This is a genomic window from Planotetraspora mira, assembly GCF_016863275.1.
Taxonomy (GTDB): Bacteria; Actinomycetota; Actinomycetes; order Streptosporangiales; family Streptosporangiaceae; genus Planotetraspora; species Planotetraspora mira.
Map to the genome: position 1 here is coordinate 75,182 of NZ_BOOO01000035.1, position 19,842 is coordinate 95,023.

The 19,842-nt window shown below is 69.0% G+C and carries 23 protein-coding genes; 13 read left to right on the forward strand and 10 right to left on the reverse strand.

Features of this window, described 5'->3' with window-relative positions:
- Window positions 1-96: 96 nt before the first annotated feature.
- The gene (locus Pmi06nite_RS29375) at window positions 97-489 is read left to right on the forward strand and encodes an STAS domain-containing protein (RefSeq protein ID WP_203956393.1); all 393 of its coding nucleotides are present in this window, start codon (window positions 97-99) and stop codon (window positions 487-489) included.
- Here the strand turns inward: Pmi06nite_RS29375 and Pmi06nite_RS29380 are convergent.
- On the reverse strand, window positions 403-1,380 hold the full coding sequence (locus Pmi06nite_RS29380; protein WP_239114277.1) for a sigma-70 family RNA polymerase sigma factor: 978 nt from the start codon (window positions 1,378-1,380) through the stop codon (window positions 403-405). The two genes, Pmi06nite_RS29375 and Pmi06nite_RS29380, sit on opposite strands and share 87 nt — an antisense overlap.
- Window positions 1,381-1,613: 233 nt before the next feature.
- Here Pmi06nite_RS29380 and Pmi06nite_RS29385 point away from each other — a divergent pair, with 233 nt between their 5' ends.
- The 6 genes from Pmi06nite_RS29385 (at window position 1,614) to Pmi06nite_RS29410 (ending at window position 7,770) form a co-directional block, all read left to right on the forward strand.
- Entirely contained in the window at window positions 1,614-2,444 is an 831-nt protein-coding gene (locus tag Pmi06nite_RS29385) for an alpha/beta fold hydrolase (RefSeq protein ID WP_203956394.1), read from the forward strand.
- Window positions 2,445-2,617: 173 nt separating this feature from the next.
- Complete coding sequence (locus Pmi06nite_RS29390; protein WP_203956395.1) at window positions 2,618-3,199, forward strand: mycothiol transferase; 582 nt, start codon at window positions 2,618-2,620, stop codon at window positions 3,197-3,199.
- 131 nt (window positions 3,200-3,330) lie between these two features.
- Window positions 3,331-3,642, forward strand: coding sequence for a hypothetical protein (locus tag Pmi06nite_RS29395; protein ID WP_203956396.1), 312 nt, complete (start codon window positions 3,331-3,333; stop codon window positions 3,640-3,642).
- Window positions 3,643-4,103: 461 nt separating this feature from the next.
- Window positions 4,104-6,230, forward strand: coding sequence for a prolyl oligopeptidase family serine peptidase (locus tag Pmi06nite_RS29400; protein WP_203956397.1), 2,127 nt, complete (start codon window positions 4,104-4,106; stop codon window positions 6,228-6,230).
- Window positions 6,231-6,436: 206 nt separating this feature from the next.
- On the forward strand, window positions 6,437-6,592 hold the full coding sequence (locus Pmi06nite_RS29405; RefSeq protein WP_203956536.1) for a hypothetical protein: 156 nt from the start codon (window positions 6,437-6,439) through the stop codon (window positions 6,590-6,592).
- On the forward strand, window positions 6,592-7,770 hold the full coding sequence (locus Pmi06nite_RS29410; protein WP_203956398.1) for a YeiH family protein: 1,179 nt from the start codon (window positions 6,592-6,594) through the stop codon (window positions 7,768-7,770). Before Pmi06nite_RS29405 ends, Pmi06nite_RS29410 begins: the two co-directional genes overlap by 1 nt.
- Window positions 7,771-7,846: 76 nt before the next feature.
- Here Pmi06nite_RS29410 and Pmi06nite_RS29415 read toward each other — a convergent pair whose 3' ends face one another.
- Both Pmi06nite_RS29415 and Pmi06nite_RS29420 read right to left on the reverse strand, forming a co-directional pair.
- Entirely contained in the window at window positions 7,847-8,275 is a 429-nt protein-coding gene (locus tag Pmi06nite_RS29415) for a nucleoside deaminase (RefSeq protein ID WP_203956399.1), read from the reverse strand.
- Window positions 8,272-9,165 carry an LLM class flavin-dependent oxidoreductase gene (locus Pmi06nite_RS29420; protein WP_203956400.1) on the reverse strand — a complete coding sequence of 298 codons (894 nt, stop codon included), beginning with the start codon at window positions 9,163-9,165 and terminating at the stop codon, window positions 8,272-8,274. Before Pmi06nite_RS29420 ends, Pmi06nite_RS29415 begins: the two co-directional genes overlap by 4 nt.
- 93 nt (window positions 9,166-9,258) lie before the next feature.
- On the opposite strand from Pmi06nite_RS29420, the gene Pmi06nite_RS29425 reads away from it, so the two are divergent.
- Window positions 9,259-9,711: an Lrp/AsnC family transcriptional regulator gene (locus Pmi06nite_RS29425; protein WP_203956401.1), complete on the forward strand. Its 453-nt coding sequence runs from the start codon at window positions 9,259-9,261 to the stop codon at window positions 9,709-9,711.
- Here the strand turns inward: Pmi06nite_RS29425 and Pmi06nite_RS29430 are convergent.
- From Pmi06nite_RS29430 to Pmi06nite_RS29445, 4 genes are read right to left on the reverse strand one after another with little or no spacing between them, the layout of a single operon-like run.
- Window positions 9,708-11,057: a nitrilase-related carbon-nitrogen hydrolase gene (locus Pmi06nite_RS29430; RefSeq protein WP_203956402.1), complete on the reverse strand. Its 1,350-nt coding sequence runs from the start codon at window positions 11,055-11,057 to the stop codon at window positions 9,708-9,710. The two genes, Pmi06nite_RS29425 and Pmi06nite_RS29430, sit on opposite strands and share 4 nt — an antisense overlap.
- A 36-nt stretch (window positions 11,058-11,093) precedes the next feature.
- Window positions 11,094-11,780: a response regulator gene (locus tag Pmi06nite_RS29435; RefSeq protein WP_203956403.1), complete on the reverse strand. Its 687-nt coding sequence runs from the start codon at window positions 11,778-11,780 to the stop codon at window positions 11,094-11,096.
- A gap of 5 nt (window positions 11,781-11,785) precedes the next feature.
- On the reverse strand, window positions 11,786-12,889 hold the full coding sequence (locus tag Pmi06nite_RS29440) for a sensor histidine kinase (RefSeq protein ID WP_203956404.1): 1,104 nt from the start codon (window positions 12,887-12,889) through the stop codon (window positions 11,786-11,788).
- 60 nt (window positions 12,890-12,949) lie between these two features.
- The gene (locus tag Pmi06nite_RS29445; RefSeq protein ID WP_203956405.1) at window positions 12,950-13,738 is read right to left on the reverse strand and encodes an SDR family NAD(P)-dependent oxidoreductase; all 789 of its coding nucleotides are present in this window, start codon (window positions 13,736-13,738) and stop codon (window positions 12,950-12,952) included.
- Window positions 13,739-13,953: 215 nt separating this feature from the next.
- Between Pmi06nite_RS29445 and Pmi06nite_RS29450 the strand changes: the two genes are divergently transcribed.
- The 3 genes from Pmi06nite_RS29450 to Pmi06nite_RS29460 all read left to right on the forward strand — a co-directional run bounded on the left by Pmi06nite_RS29450 (window position 13,954) and on the right by Pmi06nite_RS29460 (window position 15,820).
- The gene (locus Pmi06nite_RS29450) at window positions 13,954-14,964 is read left to right on the forward strand and encodes a sigma-70 family RNA polymerase sigma factor (RefSeq protein WP_239114278.1); all 1,011 of its coding nucleotides are present in this window, start codon (window positions 13,954-13,956) and stop codon (window positions 14,962-14,964) included.
- A gap of 202 nt (window positions 14,965-15,166) precedes the next feature.
- Complete coding sequence (locus Pmi06nite_RS29455; protein ID WP_203956407.1) at window positions 15,167-15,355, forward strand: hypothetical protein; 189 nt, start codon at window positions 15,167-15,169, stop codon at window positions 15,353-15,355.
- A 138-nt stretch (window positions 15,356-15,493) separates the two neighbouring features.
- A complete protein-coding gene (locus Pmi06nite_RS29460) occupies window positions 15,494-15,820 on the forward strand; it encodes a putative quinol monooxygenase (protein ID WP_203956408.1) in 327 nt (108 codons plus the stop codon).
- A gap of 73 nt (window positions 15,821-15,893) precedes the next feature.
- On the opposite strand, the gene kilB is transcribed toward Pmi06nite_RS29460, so the two are convergent.
- Window positions 15,894-16,310 (reverse strand): plasmid transfer protein KilB, encoded by a 417-nt coding sequence (gene kilB / locus Pmi06nite_RS29465; protein ID WP_203956409.1) that lies wholly within the window; start codon window positions 16,308-16,310, stop codon window positions 15,894-15,896.
- 325 nt (window positions 16,311-16,635) lie between these two features.
- Between kilB and Pmi06nite_RS29470 the strand changes: the two genes are divergently transcribed.
- Together Pmi06nite_RS29470 and Pmi06nite_RS29475 are read left to right on the forward strand one after the other, a co-directional pair.
- Entirely contained in the window at window positions 16,636-17,889 is a 1,254-nt protein-coding gene (locus tag Pmi06nite_RS29470) for a sensor histidine kinase (RefSeq protein ID WP_203956410.1), read from the forward strand.
- Window positions 17,874-18,521, forward strand: a complete 648-nt coding sequence (locus tag Pmi06nite_RS29475) for a response regulator transcription factor (protein WP_203956411.1) — start codon at window positions 17,874-17,876, stop codon at window positions 18,519-18,521. Before Pmi06nite_RS29470 ends, Pmi06nite_RS29475 begins: the two co-directional genes overlap by 16 nt.
- A 27-nt stretch (window positions 18,522-18,548) precedes the next feature.
- On the opposite strand, the gene Pmi06nite_RS29480 is transcribed toward Pmi06nite_RS29475, so the two are convergent.
- The gene (locus tag Pmi06nite_RS29480; RefSeq protein WP_203956412.1) at window positions 18,549-19,058 is read right to left on the reverse strand and encodes a GNAT family N-acetyltransferase; all 510 of its coding nucleotides are present in this window, start codon (window positions 19,056-19,058) and stop codon (window positions 18,549-18,551) included.
- Window positions 19,059-19,186: 128 nt separating this feature from the next.
- The gene (locus tag Pmi06nite_RS29485) at window positions 19,187-19,786 is read right to left on the reverse strand and encodes a TetR/AcrR family transcriptional regulator (RefSeq protein ID WP_203956413.1); all 600 of its coding nucleotides are present in this window, start codon (window positions 19,784-19,786) and stop codon (window positions 19,187-19,189) included.
- Between the last annotated feature and the right edge of the window lie 56 nt (window positions 19,787-19,842).

The following is a 19,842-nucleotide window of genomic DNA, read 5'->3' on the forward strand; positions in this document are numbered from 1 at the left end:
TCCAAGCCGCAGAGAGCGCTGACATGCGCAGAGTCCGCCTGAAAGATCACACCGGTCGAACCGCCCCGCGGTGCGAAACTCGTCGGCGCTGAGGCGATGAGTTTCCGCGATGCCGGCGGTCCTATCCACATGGCGGCCTCCGCGACCTCCTTCGCCCTCGGCGCGACGGTCACGCGTTCGAACATCCCTGTCCTGTGCGCCGAGCTCGCCGAGTTGGTGCGCGGTCGCGCGGGCGATGTCGTGATCTGCGACGTGGCCGGCGTGGTCCATCCCGACGTGGTGACGGTCGAGGCGCTGGCCCGGTTGCGCTTGACCGCGCGGCGGCATGGCTGGAGTTTGGTGGTCACCGGCGCCGGCCCGCACCTGCTCGAGCTTGTGCGCCTGCTCGGATTGACCGACGCGCTACGTCAGGTGGGCCGGCAGCCCGAACAGCGGGAAGAGGCGGGGGGTGTCGAGGAAGTTGTTGACGGCCGCGATTCGCCCCGCTGAGATCTCCAGCACGATCAGCGCCCACGGGTCGTGGCCGGAGCCGCTGAGGCTGAGCCGGTACTGCCCGAACGCGGGCATGCCGTTGGCCACCACTGGCACCAGGCGCGAGCCGCGGCAGCCGCTGCCCGTACCGGCCATCCACGCGGCGATGTCGTCGTGGCCGCGCAGCCACAGCGGCAACGGCGGCATCGACAGCGTCGCGTCGTCATGCAGCAGCGTCGTCAGCGCCTCGAGGTCGTAGGCCTCGAACGCTTTCACATAACGCGTGAGCAGGGCCTTCTGCTCGTCGTCCAAAGGCTTGTGGACGTCGGCGGCGGTGTCGGCGGTGGCGATGGTGGCCCGGGCCCGTTGGAGGGCGCTGTTGACGCCGGGCACCGAGGTGTCGAGCAGGTCGGCCACCTCCTGAGCTGACCACGCCAGCACCTCCCGCAGGATCAGCACGGCCCGCTGCCGTGGCGGCAGGTGCTGGAGCGCGGCGACGAACGCCAGCCGGATCGACTCGCGTTCGGCGACCACGTCGGCCGGATCGGCGGCCTCAGGCAGCACCCGGCCGTCCGGTACCGGGCCCACCCAGATCTGGTCGGGGCGCGGCTCGCCCGGGTCGGTGGCCCGGCCGGACCCGGCCGGACCGAGGTCCATGGGCCTGACCCGGAGTTGAGCGCTGGAGAGCATGTCCAGGCAGACGTTCGTCGCGATCCGGTACAGCCAGGACCGCAGCGCTGAGCGTCCTTCGAACCGGTCGAAACCACGCCAGGCGCGCACCAAGGTGTCCTGCACGGCGTCTTCGGCCTCGAAGGCGGATCCCAGCATCCGGTAGCAGTAGCCGGTCAGCTCAGGCCGGTACGCCTCCAGCCGCGACTCGATCGGTGCATTGGTCGCCACATCGTCCACTCTGACGAACCTAGCGGGCGACTACGACTTTTTCGGGGGCGAAGTGGCATCCTCCCCGACATCGGGTCGGGGGTCGTCCACCCCTGTCACCATGCCGGCGAACCGCACCAGGTGCTCATGACGTGGGCTCGCGAGCGTGCGGAGAAAGTCGCCCCGCCCCGGGCGATGAGTTTCCGGGGGCCGCCCGGTCTACAGACGCGTCAAGCAGAACGGGACATACACAAGGAGCAATCATGACCGCCACGGAATGGACCGCTGAGACCGCCGGCTCGGGCCGGTACGCCGACGTCAACGGAGTCAACCTGTACTACGAGACGTACGGAACGGGATCCCCGATGGTCCTGTTGCACGGCGGCCTCGGCTCGGGTGAGATGTTCGGGCCGATCATCCCCATCCTGGCCGACCACCACCAGGTCATCCTCGTCGACCTGCAGGGGCACGGCCGGACCGCCGACGTCGACCGGCCGCTCGACATCCGGCTGATGGCCGACGACGTCGCCGCGCTCATCGACCACCTCGGCCTGCGGAAGCCGGCCGTGGTCGGCTACTCCCTCGGCGGCGGGGTGGCGCTCCAGGTCGCGATCAGGCACCCGGAGAAGGTGGGCCGCCTGGTCGCGGCGTCGGCACACGTCAGCCGCGACGCGATCTACCCGGAGATGCTCCAGCAGCAGGGCCAGGTGAGCGGGGCGGCCGCCGAGTTCATGAAGGAAACCCCGATGTACGAGCTCTACCAGCGGGTGGCCCCCCACCCCGAGCACTTCCCGAGGCTGCTCGACAAGATCGGCGAGGCGATGGCGCAGGACTTCGACCTCTCCGAAGACGTGCGCGGCCTGCAGGTGCCGACGCTCGTGGTCGCCGCCGACGCCGACATGGCGCCGCCGAGCCACTACGTCGAGGTCTTCAAACTCCTCGACGGCGGCCTGCGCGACGGCGGCTGGCAGGGCGAGGCCCGGCCCAAAGGCGGTCACGCCCTGGCGATCCTGCCCGGTCTCACGCACTACGACATCTTCCTGTCACCGCTCTTCGCGGCGGTCACTCTCGCCTTCCTCGACCAGGAGAGCTGAGCCGGTCCGCGCTGCCCGGCGGCCTCTCGGGGGCGGCCGCCGGGCGGCTCGCCGTCTACCGCTCGCTTCGGTGAGCGAGGCCGCGTGGGTGACGCTGGTCGAGGCGTCCAGGTTTTACAAGATCGCCCGCTTTCCGGACGCGGAACGTCCGCAATGCTGTCTACGGTGTCGCCATGACCAACAGCGACACTCCGTGGGAACCGCCCCTTGCCGGCACCGAAGTCGAGCACCTCGTCGGGGCGCTCGACCGCCTGCGCACGACCTTTCTCTGGAAGGCCGACGGCCTCGACGCGGCCGGCCTGCAGACCCGTGTCGGCGCCTCCTCGCTGACCCTCGGCGGTCTGCTCAAACATCTCGCCGTAGTGGAGGACTACACCTTCACCGTCAAGCTGAGCGGGGAGCCGATCGGCGCGCCGTGGGACGCCATCCACGATGGCAGTGACAACTGGGAGTTCGTCTCCGCCGCCGACGACACCCCCGAACAGCTCTACGCGCTCTGGGACGGCGCCGTCGAACGCTCCCGCGCGCGACTCGGCGCCGCCTTGGCCGACGGTGGGCTCGACCGGTTCGCCCACGTGTCCTCGTCCGACGGCGAGCACGCCAGCGTGCGCCGGCTCGTCTGTGACCTGATCGAGGAGTACGGCCGGCACACCGGGCACGCCGACCTGCTCCGTGAGGCGGTGGACGGACGGGTCGGTGAGGACCCTCCGGCCGGATGGCGCCCGAGTATGAGCCGAGCACGCCTGGGCAGCTGATCGTCCTACCGGCGAACGAGGCGTCATGGGAGGCCTGGGAGCGCGCCCCGGCCGTCCGGCGATTGCACGTCACCAAGACACCGTCATAATGCTTTTACCGGTGTCACCAATGGCGGGAGATCGCAGTGATCATGAGGACCTGGCGCGGTTGGACGCGGGCCGAGGACGCCGACGCCTACGCGGCCTACCTGATGGAGACGGGCCACCCGGGCTACACCTCGACGCCGGGCAACCGAGGCGTCACCTTCACCCGCCGCGATGACGGCGACCGGGTGGAGTTCCTGCTGGCGTCGCTGTGGGATTCCTGGGAGGCGGTCGGGGCCTTCGCCGGCCCCGATCCCGAGCGCGCCGTCTTCTATCCCCAGGACGACCGCTTCCTGGTCGACCGGGAGCTCACCGTCAACCACTACGAGGTCTTCGCCGTCGGGCAGCCGACGGTATGAGGGCGGTTCGTCCGGGAGATCCATCTCGAAATGCTTCGAAATACTTTTTGCGCGATATCTATCGCGCACATGGCATACCAGTACGCGTGCTTCTTTGTGCGCGAAATTTTGCGGGAGAACAGTTGATATGGCCAACCGGCTCTCTGGCTCCCGCATATCGGTGATGCGGGGGATCGGCGCCCACCGTCCGAGAGCGACGCCTCCGTTTATCGATCGCGGGCGCGGGGACAGGTCCTATCGTAATCGCCCATTTCGGGCGAATCGGCGCATTCGGGAGGCCGACATGAATGGACACCTACCGTATCGCGACTCCGGTCCGGCTCCCCGCATCGGGGGCGTGCGCGGCTGGCAGGCGGACATTCTTCGCGGTCAGTCATAGCTGAGTGAGCCGGGGTACTGCGGTCCGAACAGGCCGCAGTACCTCGACCTGTGTCAGGCGGGGCGACGCATTGGGGGAGTTCGTGGCGCGATTGTTCTACCCTGCCGCTCGGCGCGGCGATGTGGTGGAGGATCTGTTCGGATTCCTGGTTCCCGATCCCTATCGGTGGTTGGAAGACGGCGACGACACGTCCGTGCGGGACTGGGCTGCGGCCCAGGATCGTCTCTTCCACACGAATCGCGCCGGATGGTGTGACAAGCAGTCGTGGGCGTCCTCGGTGGATCAAATGTCATCGTTCGGTGTGTCGGAGCCCCCGCTCGTGCGCGGCTCGGTCATGTTCCTCGCCGAGCAGCTCCGTGGGGATGAGCAACTCCGTCTGCTCGTCGTCGACGCCGAAGGGAACAGGCGGGTGCTGGTCGATCCGGTGGAGATCGATCCGTCCGGACACACCGGGCTGTATGCCTGGTGGCCCTCACGCGACGGCGAACGCGTGGCCGTCCAGATGGAGGTCGCCGAGCAGCCCGGCAGCGACATCCTGGTGCTGGACGTGCGGACCGGCGAGGTGGTGGACGGGCCGTTGCCACGCGCCCGTAACACCTCACTCGCCTGGCTCCCGGGAGGGGACGCGTTCTACTACGTCAGCCGCGTTCCCGATGAGGAACCGGCCCCCGGCGACATGCGTCTGCACCGGCGGGTGAGGCTCCATCGGATCGGTTCACCCTGGCAGGCCGACACGGTGGTGTTCGGCGGTGACGATGCCCCAGACCACTATTACGGGCTCACGGTCAGCGCCGACGGCCGCTACCTGGCGGTCACCGCGACGGTCGGGCCCGCCTCGGACAACGATGTGCACGTGGCCGAGCTCATCGATCCGGAAGCCCCGGATTTCGTCAAGATCGTGGACGGCCGTACCCTGGGCGCTCGTGTTCTCCCGCGCTTCCTCGCGGACGGCGATCTGCTGCTGGTCACCGATTACCAGGCTCCGTGCGGCCGCGTCTGCACGGCGCACCGGCGCGACAGCGACCCGGCTGCCTGGCGCACGCTGGTAGCCGAAGATCCCCAGGCGCCGCTGGACGAGTGTCTGGTCCTTGACGACCCGTCGCTTCCGCGGCCCCTCCTGCTGGTGGCACGCACCCGCCACGGCGCCTCCACCCTGACGCTGCACGACCTGGCCGACGGCCGGTTGCTCACCGCTCTGCCCCTTCCCGGCGCGGGCGTCGTGTCGTCCCTGCGGACGAACATCCCGCACGGACGTCACGCATGGTTCAGCTACTGCGACGCGACCACGCCCCCCACCGTCTATCGCTACGACGCCGCCAGCGGGAAGACGGAGCAAGAAGCCGGCGCCACAACGGCCGGACACACTCCAGAAATCCGCAGCCACAGCGTTCGCTATGAAGCCGGCGACGGCACCGAGATCACGTTGTTCCTGTTCACCCCGGCTGAAGACCATCAGGGCCCCCGCCCCACCCTCCTGTACGGCTACGGCAGCTTCGGCATGCCGATGCGCCCGTGGTTCTTCCCCCTGGCGGCCGCGTGGGTCGGCGCCGGAGGCACCTACGCGGTCGCCTGTGTACGCGGAGGCGGCGAAGAAGGCCAACATTGGCACGACGCCGGCCGCGGACCACACAAACACCGCGCGGTCAGCGATTTCAACGACGCCGCGACCTGGCTCATCGACACCGGCCGAACCACCCGCGACCAACTGGCGATCTTCGGCCAGTCCGCCGGCGGACTACTGGTCACCGCCGCCGCCACCCAGCGACCCGACCTGTACGCCGCGGTCATCGCCGAAGCCCCGCTATGCGACATGGTGCGCTACGAACACTTCGGTCTGGGATGCACGTGGACGGACGAATTCGGTACAGCGTCGGAATCCGAACAACTCCAGTGGCTGCTCGCATACTCCCCGTACCACAACGTCGCGTCCGGAGCCTCCTATCCGGCCTTCCTCTTCACCGGCGCGGTAACCGATCTGCAGACCGGCGAGGCCCACGTCACCAAAATGTGCGCGGCCCTCCAACATGCCACCAGCAGTGATCGGCCGATCCTCATGCGCCGGGAACCCGACACCGCCCACGCCGCCTTTCCCGCGAGCAAAGAACGCGCTCTGATCGTGGACATCCTGGCCTTCGCCGGAAAATACACCGGGCTGTCACCGGAAGAGACGACCACGCGTCTTCACGAGACCGCCGCGGAATCGCACTGAGAACCGCATCCGCCACAGGCCCTGATCTCCGGTAAGCCCGGCAGGCCGGCTCTTCAGGTCAAGCCGGTCCGGCGGGGCTCTGTCCCATTCCCTGGGTTCCGCCGCTCCGCCGTAGGCGTTCGTTCATCTCTTTACCCATTATTCCGACACGTTTACTATGAAATTGCTCGGGGGGCACTCCCGGACCCATACAAGAGAGGTCGGAGATGAGCGAGACCGAAGCGGTCCGCCGCGAGGAGCCACCCGCAGAGCCCAGTGGCTGGACAAGCGCGATCAATGAGGACTGGGCGGCCACGATCGTCGGGCTCCTGCTGCTCGTATTGGTGATCACCGGTGTGATCCCCACCGGGCTGGTGCCCTGATGAGCGCCGGGGGAGCGGGCGTCACCCCGCGCGACCCGGAACCCGCCGCGGAATCCACTGCGGAACCCGCCGCGGACGCAGTCGAGGGCCGACCGGCTGGGTCGACGTGGCCCCTGGCGCTGGCGGGCCTCGTGGTGGTGCTCGCGCTCGCGGCGGTCACCCGCCTGCTGGACAAGAACGTGCCGGGCCTTCTCGAGGGCACGGCGCTGGAGGATCTGGGCGCCGCCGTCGAGTATCCGGTGTACGCGATCGTCCTGGGCCTGCTCGGCAACGCCGTGCTCACGGCCACCGGTCTGCGCGATCGGCTCGCGGGAGGATTCCGTACGGAGTTCTTCATCAAGACGGGCCTGGTCCTGCTCGGCGCCTCGATCAACCTGAAGGTGATCGCCACGGCCGCCGGCCCCGCCATCGTTCAGGCGATCGTGCTGATCAGCGGGGTCTTCCTGTTCACCTGGTGGCTGGGCGGCAGGCTCGGCCTCGATGACAAACTGCGCGCGTTGTTGTCGGCGGCCGTCTCGATCTGCGGGGTGAGCGCCGCCATTGCGGCGGCGGGAGCCGTCCAGGCGAAGCGGGAGCAACTCGCCTACAGTGCCAGCCTCGTCATCGCCTTCGCACTCCCGTCGATCTTCATCCTGCCCTGGCTGGCCACCGCGCTCGGGTTGAGCCCTGAGGTGGCCGGGGCGTGGATCGGCGGCAACATCGACACCACGGCGGCCGTCACGGCGGCAGGGACGATCGTCGGTGAAGAGGCGCTCCAGGTGGCGACCATCGTGAAGGTCACCCAGAACGCCCTGATGGGGGTGGTGGCGATCGCGCTCACCGCTTACTTCGCCTTCAAGATCGAGCGTCGTCCGGACGCCCGTCGTCCCGGTCTGGGGGACCTCTGGGAGCGGTTCCCGAAGTTCGTGCTCGGGTTCGTCGCCGCGTCCGTGATCGCCACCTGGTGGTTGTCCACGGTGACCGCGGACACCGGAAAGGCGACCATCGGGGTGGCCAATGACCTGCGGGTCTGGTTCCTGATCCTGGCGTTCGTCAGCATCGGCCTGGAGTTCCGGGTGGCGTCGCTGAAGGAGGCGGGCTGGCGGCCGGTCGGTGTCTTCGCCGCCGCGACGGTGGTGAACGTGTTGCTGGCGCTGGGCCTGGCGGCGCTGCTGTTCAGCGGCTTCTCCGTCACGTAACGGAGGAGGGAGGGCCGGTACGGCGGACGCGGAGCCGTACCGGCCCTCTGTGCGCCGTCCGGCCGGGGCCAGAGGGTCAGCGGTAGTACTCCTCGACGGGAATGCGTGCCTCGTCGAACAGGGCGGGGCCTTCGGCGGGGGCGTCGGTGAAGCCGGTGCCCGGCGGTTTGAGGGTGGCGAGTTGTTCGTTGGACAGGGCGTAGACGACACGGCCCAGGCCCGACCGTGCGATGGCGCCGGCGCACATGCCGCAGGGCTGGCAACTGGTGTACATCGTGGTGGCTGCCGCCGTGTCGGGATCGAGTTCGCGGGCCGCCCACCGGGCCAGTTTCAGCTCCGGATGGGCGGTGATGTCCCGTTCGGTGACGGATGTGTTGTGGTCCTCGGCCAGTACGGTGCCGTCCCCGCCGACCAGGAGCGAACCGAACGGCGGATTGCCGCCGGCTCGCGCCGTCGCGGCCAGTTCGATGGCCCGGCGCAGGAGTGCCTCGTCTTCGCGTGTCATCTGCTCCCCTTCGGAGTGTGGTCACTGATCGAGTTGTCGGGCGGCGGTGTTGTCAGGTCCACGAGGGCGGCCACGGTCGCCAGCGCCTGCCAGGCGGGCTGCGGGCGGAGGGTCTCTGCCGGATCGTCGTTGAACGGATCGAGTACGACGGAGTCGGCGCCGAGCGCCTCCAACTCCCGCAGGTCGTCGAGGATCTGGTCGGCGTCGCCTTCACCGGCGAGCCGTTCGGGGCCGGTGACCGGCGCGTCGGTGAATCGCAGGAGGATGCGGGGTTCGAAGGCTGGAACCGGTCGCCGCTGCTCGTGCGCGATCTCCTTCAGGCGTTCCAGCCTCTCGCGCAGCTTCTGCATGGTGAGGCGCAGCGGGTGCCAGCCCTCGCCCAGGCGTACGGCTCGGCGCAGGGCGGCGTCGCTGCTGCCGCCGACCCAGATCGGGAGGTGACCGGCGCGATAGTCCTGTTCGTCCTCCCAGGCGGCGCGTACGGTGCGCAGGTGCTCGTCGGTCAGCGCGCCGCGCTGTTCGAACGGGACTCCCAGGGCGGCGAACTCCTGTCGCGCCCAGCCCACCCCCACACCCAGGACCAGTCGTCCCGCGCTGAGCCTGTTGAGGTTGGCGGCCATGCGGGCGATGAGCAGGGGATCGCGGTACGGGACGATGAGCACCGAGGTGCCGAGCCGGATCCGATGGGTGATGCCGGCCAGCCAGGCCAGGGTGGTGAAGGGTTCGTAGAACGGCGCCGGGTACTGTTCGGCGACGTCGGGTGTCACCACGATGTGGTCGGAGATCATGAGCAGGTCGAAGCCGAGGCCCTCCACCGTCTGCGCCCACTGTCGCAGCATGCCGGGGTCGGTGCCGGGGCCGAAGTTGGGAACATTGACGCCTATCCGCACTGATTAAGGCTATCCGCCAGTTCCGTGGATCCTGAAGGGATTTCTCCGGGTATCAGTCGGCCTTGGCCTGGAATCTGCCGGTATATTCAGCAAATGGCCGTGAATCTTGATTTGACCGACTGGTCCATCCTGGGCGAGTTGCAGCGCGACGGTCGTGTTCCCCTCACCGAACTGGCGCGCCGGGTGAGCCTGAGCGCTTCGGCGGTCACGGAGCGGGTCAGACGCCTGGAGTCGGAGGGTGTGATCACCGGCTACCGGGCTGAGGTGGATCTGGCGGCGGTCGGCTTCGCCGTGCTCGCCATGGTGCGCCTCAAATATCCCGGCAGCCGGCACGAGCCTCTGCATCGGCTGCTGGAGGAACGCTCGGAGATCCTGGAGTGCCTGCGCACCACCGGCGAGGACTGCTACACGTTGAAGGTGGCCGCGACGTCCATGCGGCATCTGGAACGGATCGTCGACGAGTTGGCCGGGTTCGGCAGCACCACGACCAACATCGTCTACAGCCAGACGCTGCCCTACCGCGGCCCCCAGGCCTCCTGCGATTAGGCGCCGGACGTGGGTGAGGCGTCCACTGTGGTCCTCGCGACCGGGCTCTCGCCCACCGCCTTGGAAGTCCTCGTACGGGCCAGTGCACCGAGCGCGAGCAGCAGCAACCCGGCCGAGGCCCACGCGGCCCAGTCGCCCAGGGCGGTGTAGAGGGTGGCCGAGCCCTCCCGAGGCAGGGTGGCCGTGACCGTGGCCATGCCCGTTCTGGCGCTGTAGCGCTCGGTCACGATCCGGCCGCGGTCGTCGCTGACCGTCAGCCATCCCTGGCGTGCGGCACGGGCCACAGACAGGCCGTTCTCCACTCCGCGCACCACCGCCATGCGGCTGTGCAGCCACGCGTCCTCGTCGAAGTCCCAGGCGGGCGCGAGCAGGGCGGCGACTCCGGCCTTGCCGTACTCCCTGACCAGGCCGGGGAAGTCGAGGTCCTTGCAGATGATGAGGCCGAGCCGACCGTCGTCGAGGAAGGCCAAGCTGGTGCCGGGCCGGAACTCGCGCTCCACCCCCGGGATCATGTGGTGCTTGTCGTAGCGCACGCCGGAGGGGTAGCTCACCGCGCTGTTGGTCTCCATGGCGATCCCCGCGACCACTTCCACACCCGGGCGGGCGAACGGCAGGTCGGCGGTCGTGAAGACCTTCTCGGGCAGCACCACGATCTCCGCACCGCCGGTCACCGCGCCGTCGATGGCCTCGCCGTACCGGCGGACGAGATCTTCGGAGTCGTCCGTCGCGACCAGCGCGACCTTCCGTCCTCCGGTGTCGGCGGGCGTCGAGAGCCGTAGGAGACCATGGCCGAGCGTGAGCGCGACCAGCACACCCGAGACCACCGCCACGCGTGGCCGCAGGGCCGCGATCGAGGCGGGCACGAACAGCAGGAGGAAGGTGATGCCCCAGACCCCGGTGACCGAGGCGGTCTGCAGCACGGGCAGGAAGTCGGCCTGCGTGTACGCCAGGCTCCACCAGGCCCCGTGCGGTCCGGCGAGGTTCATGGCGTACTCAGTGGTGACCCAGACGGCCGGTACGGCTGCCGCCGCCAGGAGCGGTCTGCCGCGCACGAGCAGGGTGCGGAAGAGCAGCACGCCCAGGCCGTAACAGAGCGCGGGACCGGCGATGAGGGCGGCGGCCAGCGCGGGCGGCATCTCGAGGGTCCGGGTGAAGTACGGCCACATCTGCACCTGGCCGGCGAGCCAGACGAGCGTTCCGGCGGCGAACGCCGTACGCCCGTCTGTCCGGCGGGCCAGGAACAGGACGGGCAACGGCGCGAGCCAGGTGAGCTGCCAGACGGGGTGGAGACCCCCGCCGAAGTGCATCAGGACGGCGGAGGCGAGGGTGAGGAGGATGCGTTCCATGCCGACGATCGTGCTTTTCCGCACCCCGCCGGCGCGTCAGTCGCCGGTGTGATCTCCGGTGTCACTCTCACCGGCGACCACCAGCCCGGACTCGTAGGCGAGCACCACGGCCTGGACCCGGTCCCGCAGGTCCAGCTTGGTGAGCATGCGGCTGACGTGCGTCTTGACCGTGTGCTCGGTGACCACGAGTGCGGCGGCGATCTCCGCGTTCGACAGGCCGCGCGCGACCAGCTTCAGCGTCTCGCGCTCGCGTTCGGTCAGCGCGCCCAGCCTGGCCGCGAGCAGGGGGGCGACACCGTGAGCGGGCCTGCGCACCAGGTCCTCGAGCAGTCTCCGGGTCGCCGCCGGGGCGAGCAGGGCCTCACCCGAGGCGACGGTGCGCACGGCGTGGGCGAGCTCGTCCCGCCGGATGTCTTTCAGCAGGAAACCACTGGCTCCCGCCCGGACCGCGTCGTAGACGTACTCGTCGAGGTCGAACATGGTCAGCACGAGCACCTTGGCGGCGGTGGTGGCGCAGATCTCCCTGGTCGCCTCGATGCCGTTCTTGCCCGGCATGTGCACGTCCATCAGGACCACGTCCGGCTGGAGCCGCCTGGCCTCGGCGATCGCCCCCTCGCCGTCGGCGGCCTCGCCGACCACCTCCATGTCCGGCTGCGCGTCCAGGATCAGCCCGAATCCCGCGCGGAAGAGGTCCTGATCGTCGGCGATGAGCACCCGTAACATGCGGGCTATTCAAGCGGAAATTCAGCTTTCACCATGAATCCCCCGTTTCGTCCCGCCCCGGCGGTGAGCGTCCCGCCGCATGCCGCCACCCGTTCCCGCATCCCGGCCAGCCCGTACCCGCCGCTCTCACCCGGCCCCCGGCCGTCGTCGGCGATCTCCACCGTCAGGTTCTCCCCCCAGGTCAGCGTGAGGCGTACGGCACGCGTACCGGCGTGCTTGCGCACGTTGGTCAGCGCCTCCTGAACGATGCGGTAGACGGCGGCCTCGATGCTTTCCGCGACCGGACGCGGGGTGCCGGCGGTCGTGCTCACCACATCGAGGCCACTGCGCTCGAGCAGTGCGGGAAGGTTGGCCAGCCGGGGCTGGAGCAACGCCTCGCCGGCATGGCCCCACGCCGGACCGCCGCCGTCGGCCGGGTTCCGCAGTGCGGCGAGCACTCCCCGAAGCTCGGCCAGCGCACTCCTTCCCGTGCCGGCGATCGCATCGAAAATCACCTCGGCCTTGTCCGGGTCGCTGCGCACCACCACCGGCCCGGCTTCGGCCTGAACCACCATCAGCCCGACGGAATGGGTGACGATGTCATGCATGTCGCGCGCGATCCGGGTGCGCTCCTCCGCGGCCGCGGCGACGTGCTCCTGCTCCCGCCGCCGCGCCCGCTCGGCCAGTTCGGCGGTTCGCGAGCGGCTCGCCCTGACACTGGTGCCCAGCGCGTAGGCGGCCACGAAGGCGGTCCCCATCAGCCGGAAGGTCTCGTCGTCCTCTCCCGGCAACACCAGCGAGACACCCACCGCCGCCACGATCGCCGGAATCGCCGCGAGCCTCTTCCACGTGGGGCTCAGGTCGGCGATCGTGTAGACGGCCAGCAGCGGCCCGAAGGGCAGGAACGGCTTCTCCCACATCACCATGACGGACATCGCCGCACCGACCACCACCGCCACCAGCATCGGCGCCCGCCTGCGCCACCACACCGGCAGCGACGCCGACAGCCCAAGACCGATGATCCACCACGGTTTGGGATCGGGCAGGAGAAGCGGCCCGACCGTGGCCAGGACCACGCCTACCGCAAGGGCCCCGTCAACCGCCCGCCCGACCCGGCCCGCTGCAAGCATCCGCTCATTATCAGGATTTATCAGCCCGCTGTCCTGCGGCCGGCACTCTTTTCCGAGGCCCTAGTCGTCCAGGCTTCCCATGGACAGGTTGACGGTGGTTCCCGTCATCCCGCTCGCCTTGTCGGACGCCATGAAGACCGCCATGTTCGCCACCTCGTCGAGTCTCATGACCCGTCGCGGGTGGGTCGTGCCTGCGAGGTACCCTCCGAACTGTTCCCAGGTCATCCCCGCCGACGCCTTGGCCTCGAAGGCCTCCCTCATCGTGGCTGTCTCCGGCATGCCGTGGGGTCGCAGACCGACCACGCGGATGCCCTGAGGTGCGAGTTCGGCGGACAGATCTCGAGTGAGCGCCTCCTTGGCGGCCTGCGCCGGGCCGTAGCCTCCGTTCAGTCGGGAGCCCATCCGTGCGGGGAGTGCGGTGACGGTCATGATCACCCCCGATCCGTTGGGAATCATCTGCCGTGCGGCCAGGCGCGCGGTCAGGAAGTACGACGTCGTGTAGGTCGTGATCGGCAGGAAGAACTGCCCGGCGTCCATCTCGGCCAGCGGGACACCCAGAATCTCCGAGTCCGGGACCCCGATCGCGTTGAGCGAGATGTCGACGCGGCCCGACTGATCGATCACGGACCGCAGATGCCTGTCGACGGCCTGCTCGTCGAGAGCGTCGACCTCGGCCGCCTCGGCGGCTCCGCCGGCGGAGACGATGTCCTTGGCGACGGCTTCGACGGGTGCAAGGGAACGTCCGGTGAGAAAGACCCTCGCTCCCTCAGACGCGAAGGCGCGTGCGACTGCGCCGCCGATCGCGCCTCCGGCTCCGTAGACCACCGCGACCTTGTCATTCAGCATCATCTCTGGTTCCTCTCTGTGCCCGGGTGGTCACTTGTGCCACCTCACGGGTGAAGCCCGGCCGCTGAGCTCATCCGACGTACGGACCGTCAGCGCCGTCGACGATGCAGACACCGCGACATCGGGAAAGTGGGCGCCCACCGACCGCCCAGTTCGTCTCCCGGCCGGTGTCTCTACAGGATGGGAAATGCACAAGACGCGGGAAGAAGGCGATGAGGGTGGCGACAGCCGACCTGATCTCAAAGGCGCGGGCGGGAGACGGCGACGCGTTCCGAGAGCTGACCGAGCCACACCGCCGGGAGTTGCAGGTGCACTGCTACCGGATGCTCGGATCCCTCCAGGATGCCGAGGACGCCCTGCAGGACACGCTGCTGACCGCCTGGCGCGGCCTCGCCGGGTTTCAGGGACGCGCGTCACTGCGCACCTGGCTCTACCGGATCGCCACCAACCGGTGCCTCAACGCGCGTCGCTCGGCCGGCCGGCGACCCGCCAAGGAGTGGAACATCCCAGGAGTCGAACCGCCGGAGCCGACCCGGCTCGGCGAGGTCGTATGGCTTGAGCCGTTCCCCGACGTCCTCCTCGAAGGCGCGATCGACGTGCCGCCCGGCCCGGAGGCCCGCTACGAACAGACCGAATCCATCTCCCTGGCCTTCGTGACCGCACTGCAGGTCCTGCCGCCTCGCCAGCTCGCCGTCCTCATCTTGCGCGACGTTCTCGGATTCCACGCCGACGAGGTGGCCGACATGCTCGACTCGACCGTCGACTCGGTGACCAGCGCCCTCAAACGGGCGCGCGCAAGCCTGCAGCGGCGCCGGACGCCGGCCGCCGATCGCGAACCGTCTCCCGCCTCCGGCTCGCCCTCCGAGGACGCGATCGTGGCGAAGTTCGTCAGCGCGTACGAGTCCGCCGATCTCGAGGCACTGGTGGCCCTGCTGACCGACGACGTCTTCATGTCGATGCCGCCGATGCCCCTCGAATACGAGGGCCGAGACATCGTGGCCCGCTTCTGCGCCGGCATCTTCGGCGAGGACCGCAGGTTCGACCTCGTCCCGACGCGAGCCAACGGGCAGCCGGCGTTCGGAGCCTACCTGCGCGCCCCCACCGGCATCCGGCACGGAACCGGCCTGTTCGTCCTCACCCTCGCCGGCGACCGGATCTGCGCCATGTCCCGCTTCGAGAACAGCGTGCTCCCATGGTTCGGGCTACCGCGATCGCTCCCGAGCCGATAGCCCGGTTCCGGGCAGTGGAGGAGATCCGTCGGAATGCGGCTCAGCGTCCGGGCCGCCGGTCGTGGCCTCGCACGGTGACGACATGACAGGCTGAGTCCATGGACGAGTCGAGGCTGCGGCTGAAAGTTCTCCAGGTGACTTGGGCCGGCGACGGGCGCTGCCACCGCCAGGCCGTCGTCCCGCGAGTGAGGGAACGCCGCGGATGAGTGAGCAGGGGATCTGCTCGGCGAAGGGCTGCGGGGCAGCGGCGTCGTATGCCGTGATCTGGAACAACCCCAAGATCCACTCGCCGGAGCGGGAGAAGGTCTGGGCGGCCTGCGAGGAGCACCGCCAGTCGCTCGCCGACTTCCTGGACGCGCGCGGGTTCCTGCGCCGGGTGGACAAACTGTAGGTGACGGACCCGACCGCAGTGATCGGAGCACCCGCACAGCCCGGGCCTGCGCGATCGGTGATCGGATAAGCGGAAAGCGCCGTGACCAGTCGTAAGATGGCCGAAGATCAGGATATTGGAGACATCGAAGGGCCGAACATGATCTTCATCACCGCCAAGTTCCGGATCAAGCCCGAGTATGCGGAGCAGTGGCCGGAAATCTCGCGGGAGTTCACCGAGGCCACCCGCGGTGAGCCCGGCTGTCTGTGGTTCGACTGGTCGCGCAGCCTGGACGACTCGACCGAGTACGTGCTCGTCGAGGCGTTCCGGGACGGCGACGCCGGCGCCGCGCACGTCCAGTCCGAGCACTTCGCGACCGCGCAGCGGACTTTCCCCCCGCACCTGGTCGAGACGCCGCGGATCGTCAACGCTGTCTTGGAGCAGGACGACTGGTCCTTGCTCGGCGAGATGGCCGTCCAGGGCTGACGGAGCAGAGCGGCAAGCCCGGCACGGCCGGGTGTCGCCGGCGGGGGCGCGTGACCGCGCCGCCCGCCTCGCGTCAATGGATCCGACGCTTCGCTGTTTTCATCTGAACCTGCGTCGAGGATCCGGACACGAAGGCTTCGATGGCTCTGCGAACCTCTTCCGAACGGGCCTTGAGGGGCTCCCCGCTCTCCGCGCGATGCATGTCCCCTGCGAGATCCATCGCGGCCTCGGCGAGTCGGATCACGTCGGGCTCGTCGGCGATCAGCCGAACGCGATAGAGGGCATGCCATGCGGAGGCTTTGAGCCGGAGGGACTCGTCTTTCGCCGCTTGATATTCGAGTTCGTGCCCCTCGCGCCCTCGTAAGGTGGCGCGGTCGTACTGCGCACCGCGGAACTCGAGCACGGCACCGGCGAAGCCGCTGTATATGACCATCCTCTCCTCGCGCAGCCGGGTGGCGAGAGTGAAACGCTCGGCCCTGTCGGTCGTCATCCGCTGGAAGACGAACGTGAGAAGGGAACCCAGCAGGGTGCCAGTGACCGCGAGGAGGGCGGTGAGAACGGCTTCCACGCTCATTAGTCGATCACAGGTGGCCGTTTCCCGTGACCTGTTCGCGTCTGCCGCCGGAGCCGGAGACAGCGGCGCGCATGGGCCTGGACGTACGGGTTGGTGGGGCCAGACCCACTTCAGGGCTGATCGAAGAGGTGCCGGGCTCTGTGCGGTGCACAGTGGAAACACCAAGCCGTACCGGCCGGATCGGCGCATCGCAGGAGGCGCGGGTGCCGCGGTCGGGGTTCTGAAGTGAGAAGGAATGATCATGCGACAGTCGGTGTCCTGGATGGCGAGCGCCTGCGTCGGGTTCGTGCGAGCGTGCGCCGTGGTGGTCGTGACGATGCTGGTCCCGGCCGTGTGGGCCGCTGCCGTGGCGCTGGCGATCTGGTGGGGAAACCCGTGGACGTGGATAGTGCCGTTCGTGTGGGCATGTATCGGCACATTCATCCTTTCCCGACCGGTCTGCCGGATGTTCCGCCTCCTCGTCGCGAAGTGGACGGACACCGTCATTCCCCCCGGATACCGGGAGGCCGGGCCGGTGGTGCGCATGTCCACCGGGTACTGGTGGAACGGGTACTCCTACGAGCGCACCCGCCGGGACGCCCTCCAGGACCAGCGGATGCGAACCTGGTGGCGCGATCCCGCCACCTGGCGTGACCTGCGTTTCACGGGGATCGCACCGGTCACCGCGGGCGTGATCGCGTCCATCCCGCTCGCCGGAGTCGCGGCAGCGGTCTTCGGGTTCTCCCAGCCTGCGCTCACCTCGCGTCTCATCGGGTTGCTCGGGTTGGTCGTGGCGGTCGCCGGCGCCCCGTATGCCTGGCGGTCCGCCGAGCCGGTAGCCGTCCGCTTCCTGGGCGCGTCGCCGGCGATGATGCTGGCGGAGCGGGTCGATGAGCTGACGGCTCAGCGCGCGGACACAACGGTCGCGCAGGCCGCCGAGATCCGCCGGATCGAGCGGGACCTGCACGACGGGGCGCAGGCACGCCTGGTCGCGCTCGGGCTCTCTTTGGCGACTGTGGAGAAGTTGATGGAAGCCGACCCCGACCAGGCCAAGGCGCTGCTGCGGGAGGCGCGAGCCGGCGCCACCACGTCACTGACCGAGCTCCGCGAACTGGTCAAGGGAATCAACCCGCCGGTGCTGAGCGAGCGAGGGCTCATCGATGCCGTTCGCGCTCTCGCCCTGGACAGCCCGCTCGAAGCGACTGTCAGCGCCGACGTCCGGTTACGCCTGGACCCGCCGATCGAGTCCGCCCTGTATTTCGGAGTCGCCGAACTGGTGACCAACGCGGCCAAGCACGCCCATGCGACCCGGGCGCTGATCTCCATCACCCGGGACGACACCGGCATCGTCGTCGATGTCGAGGACGACGGCCGGGGTGGGGCCGGTGCGCGAGCCGGCGGTGGACTCGCTGGGCTACGCCGCCGTCTGGCGGTCTTCGACGGCACCCTGGAGATCACGAGCCCGGCGGGCGGTCCGACCCGTGTGAGGATGGCGGTGCCATGCGAATCGTTGTAGCCGAAGACCTCTACCTCCTGCGTGACGGGATGGTCCGCCTCATCGAGGCGTACGGACATCAGGTGGTGGCGACGGCGACCACCGGACCCGAGACGCTCGACGCGCTGCTGAGGTGGCGGCCGGACGTCTCCATCGTCGACGTCCGCATGCCGCCGACCCAGTCCGACGAGGGCCTGCGTGCGGCTCTCGCCGCCCGCAGCGAACTGCCCGGGCTGCCGCTCCTGATCCTTTCCCAGCACGTCGAACAGCTGTACGCCCGCGAACTCTTGGCCGACGGCGCCGGTGGCATCGGCTATCTCCTCAAAGAGAGCGTGTTCGACGCCGATCAGTTCATCGACGCCCTGGAGCGCGTCGCCCGTGGCGGGACCGCCATGGACCCGGCCGTCGTCGCCAAATTGTTGTCCAGCGGGTCCTCGAATCGGCGGCTCGCCCGGCTCACCGAACGCGAGCACTCCGTGCTCGGCCTCATGGCGGAGGGGTTGTCCAATCAGGCCATCGGCCAGCGGCTGTTCCTCAGCCAGGGCGCCATCAGCAAGTACACCACCACGATTTTCGGCAAGCTCGGCATCACCGATGACGACAGCAACAACCGCCGCGTCCTCGCCGTCCTCACCTATCTCAACGAGCCCTGACGTTGGTCGCCGTGGCTTCGTGAGCCGTCAGGGAAGGAGCAACTCGTATTCGACCTGCTCGATCGGGTTGCCGTCACCGAAGTCGTGGTCGCGGACCACGCCTGACTCCGTGAAGCCGCTCTTGGCGTAGAAGCGGCGGGACTGAGGCGTGTCACGTAGCGTCCACAGATGGACCCGCCCGAAGCCGTCGTCGTGGATCCTTTGCAGGGAAGCGGTCATCAGGGCGCCCGCGATACCGCTTCCCCAGCCGTCCGGGTGACCGTAGAACCCGAAGATCTCCGCCGACCCCGGTCGCGCCGGTGAGGAGCCGAAGTAGGAGAAGGCCAGCGGTCGCCCGTCCAGCGCGGCCAGCATGGCCGTGCCCGTGCCCTCGGCGAGCATCCCGTGCCATTTGCCGCGCCGCTGCCTGACCGCTTCGGCGAAGAACTCCGGAGAGAAGAAGCCGGCATAGGCGACCTTCCACGACTCCGCGTGGATCTCGCCCACTACATCCCCGTCATCAGAAGAAGCCGGGAACACGGTGAAGTCTCTGATCACAAGACCACAGTACCGGCCACCCGTATTGTTGCGAACAATTCGCAATAGCTACACAGTCCTGCTGATCGCAGTGCTGGTGGTGGCCGACACCGGCGTCCGACCCCCGGGATGCGGTGCTGCCGGGGCGTTCATGGCTGCGAGTCCTGTGCGACGCCGGCGATGACCGCGGTCACCATCCTGAGGACGGCTCCAGCCTCCGGCGGGGAGCCCTTCCGGTCGGCGAACAGCAGGTGGCCGGTCCCGATCAGCATGGGGGCGAGCATCTCGACGTCGGCGTCCGCCGTGATGCGGCCCAGTTCGCGCTCCGCGGAGAGGTAGGAGGCGATCATGACCGCGGCTTCCGTCAGGACCGGGACGCCGGCCGGCCACGTCTTGCGCAGGCGGGCGCGCAGTTCGTCGCGGAAGGTGACGAGGGCGACGATCGCGACGGCGACGGACTCGAACAGGGCTGTCAGCGCGTCGGTGAGGTTGCCGGCGACGGTGCCGGTCCCGGCGGCGTCACGCAGGGCGGCGGCCCGGGGGGCCATCCGGTCGATGCGGTCGAGCACGAACGCGGCGAGGAAGGCGTCGAAGTCCTCGAAGTGCCGGTGCATGACGCCCTTGGCGCAGTTCGCCTCCGTGGTGACCGCCCGGCTGGTCAGCCCGCTCGGCCCGTCCCGGAGCAGGACGCGCTCGGCGGCGGCGAACAGTTGCTCGCGCACGTCCCGGATGGCTACCCCTGTCGGCACCGCGCATCCCCTCGTCTCTCGATCGGCCCCCACCCGGTTGACGAGTGGGCGCTTGC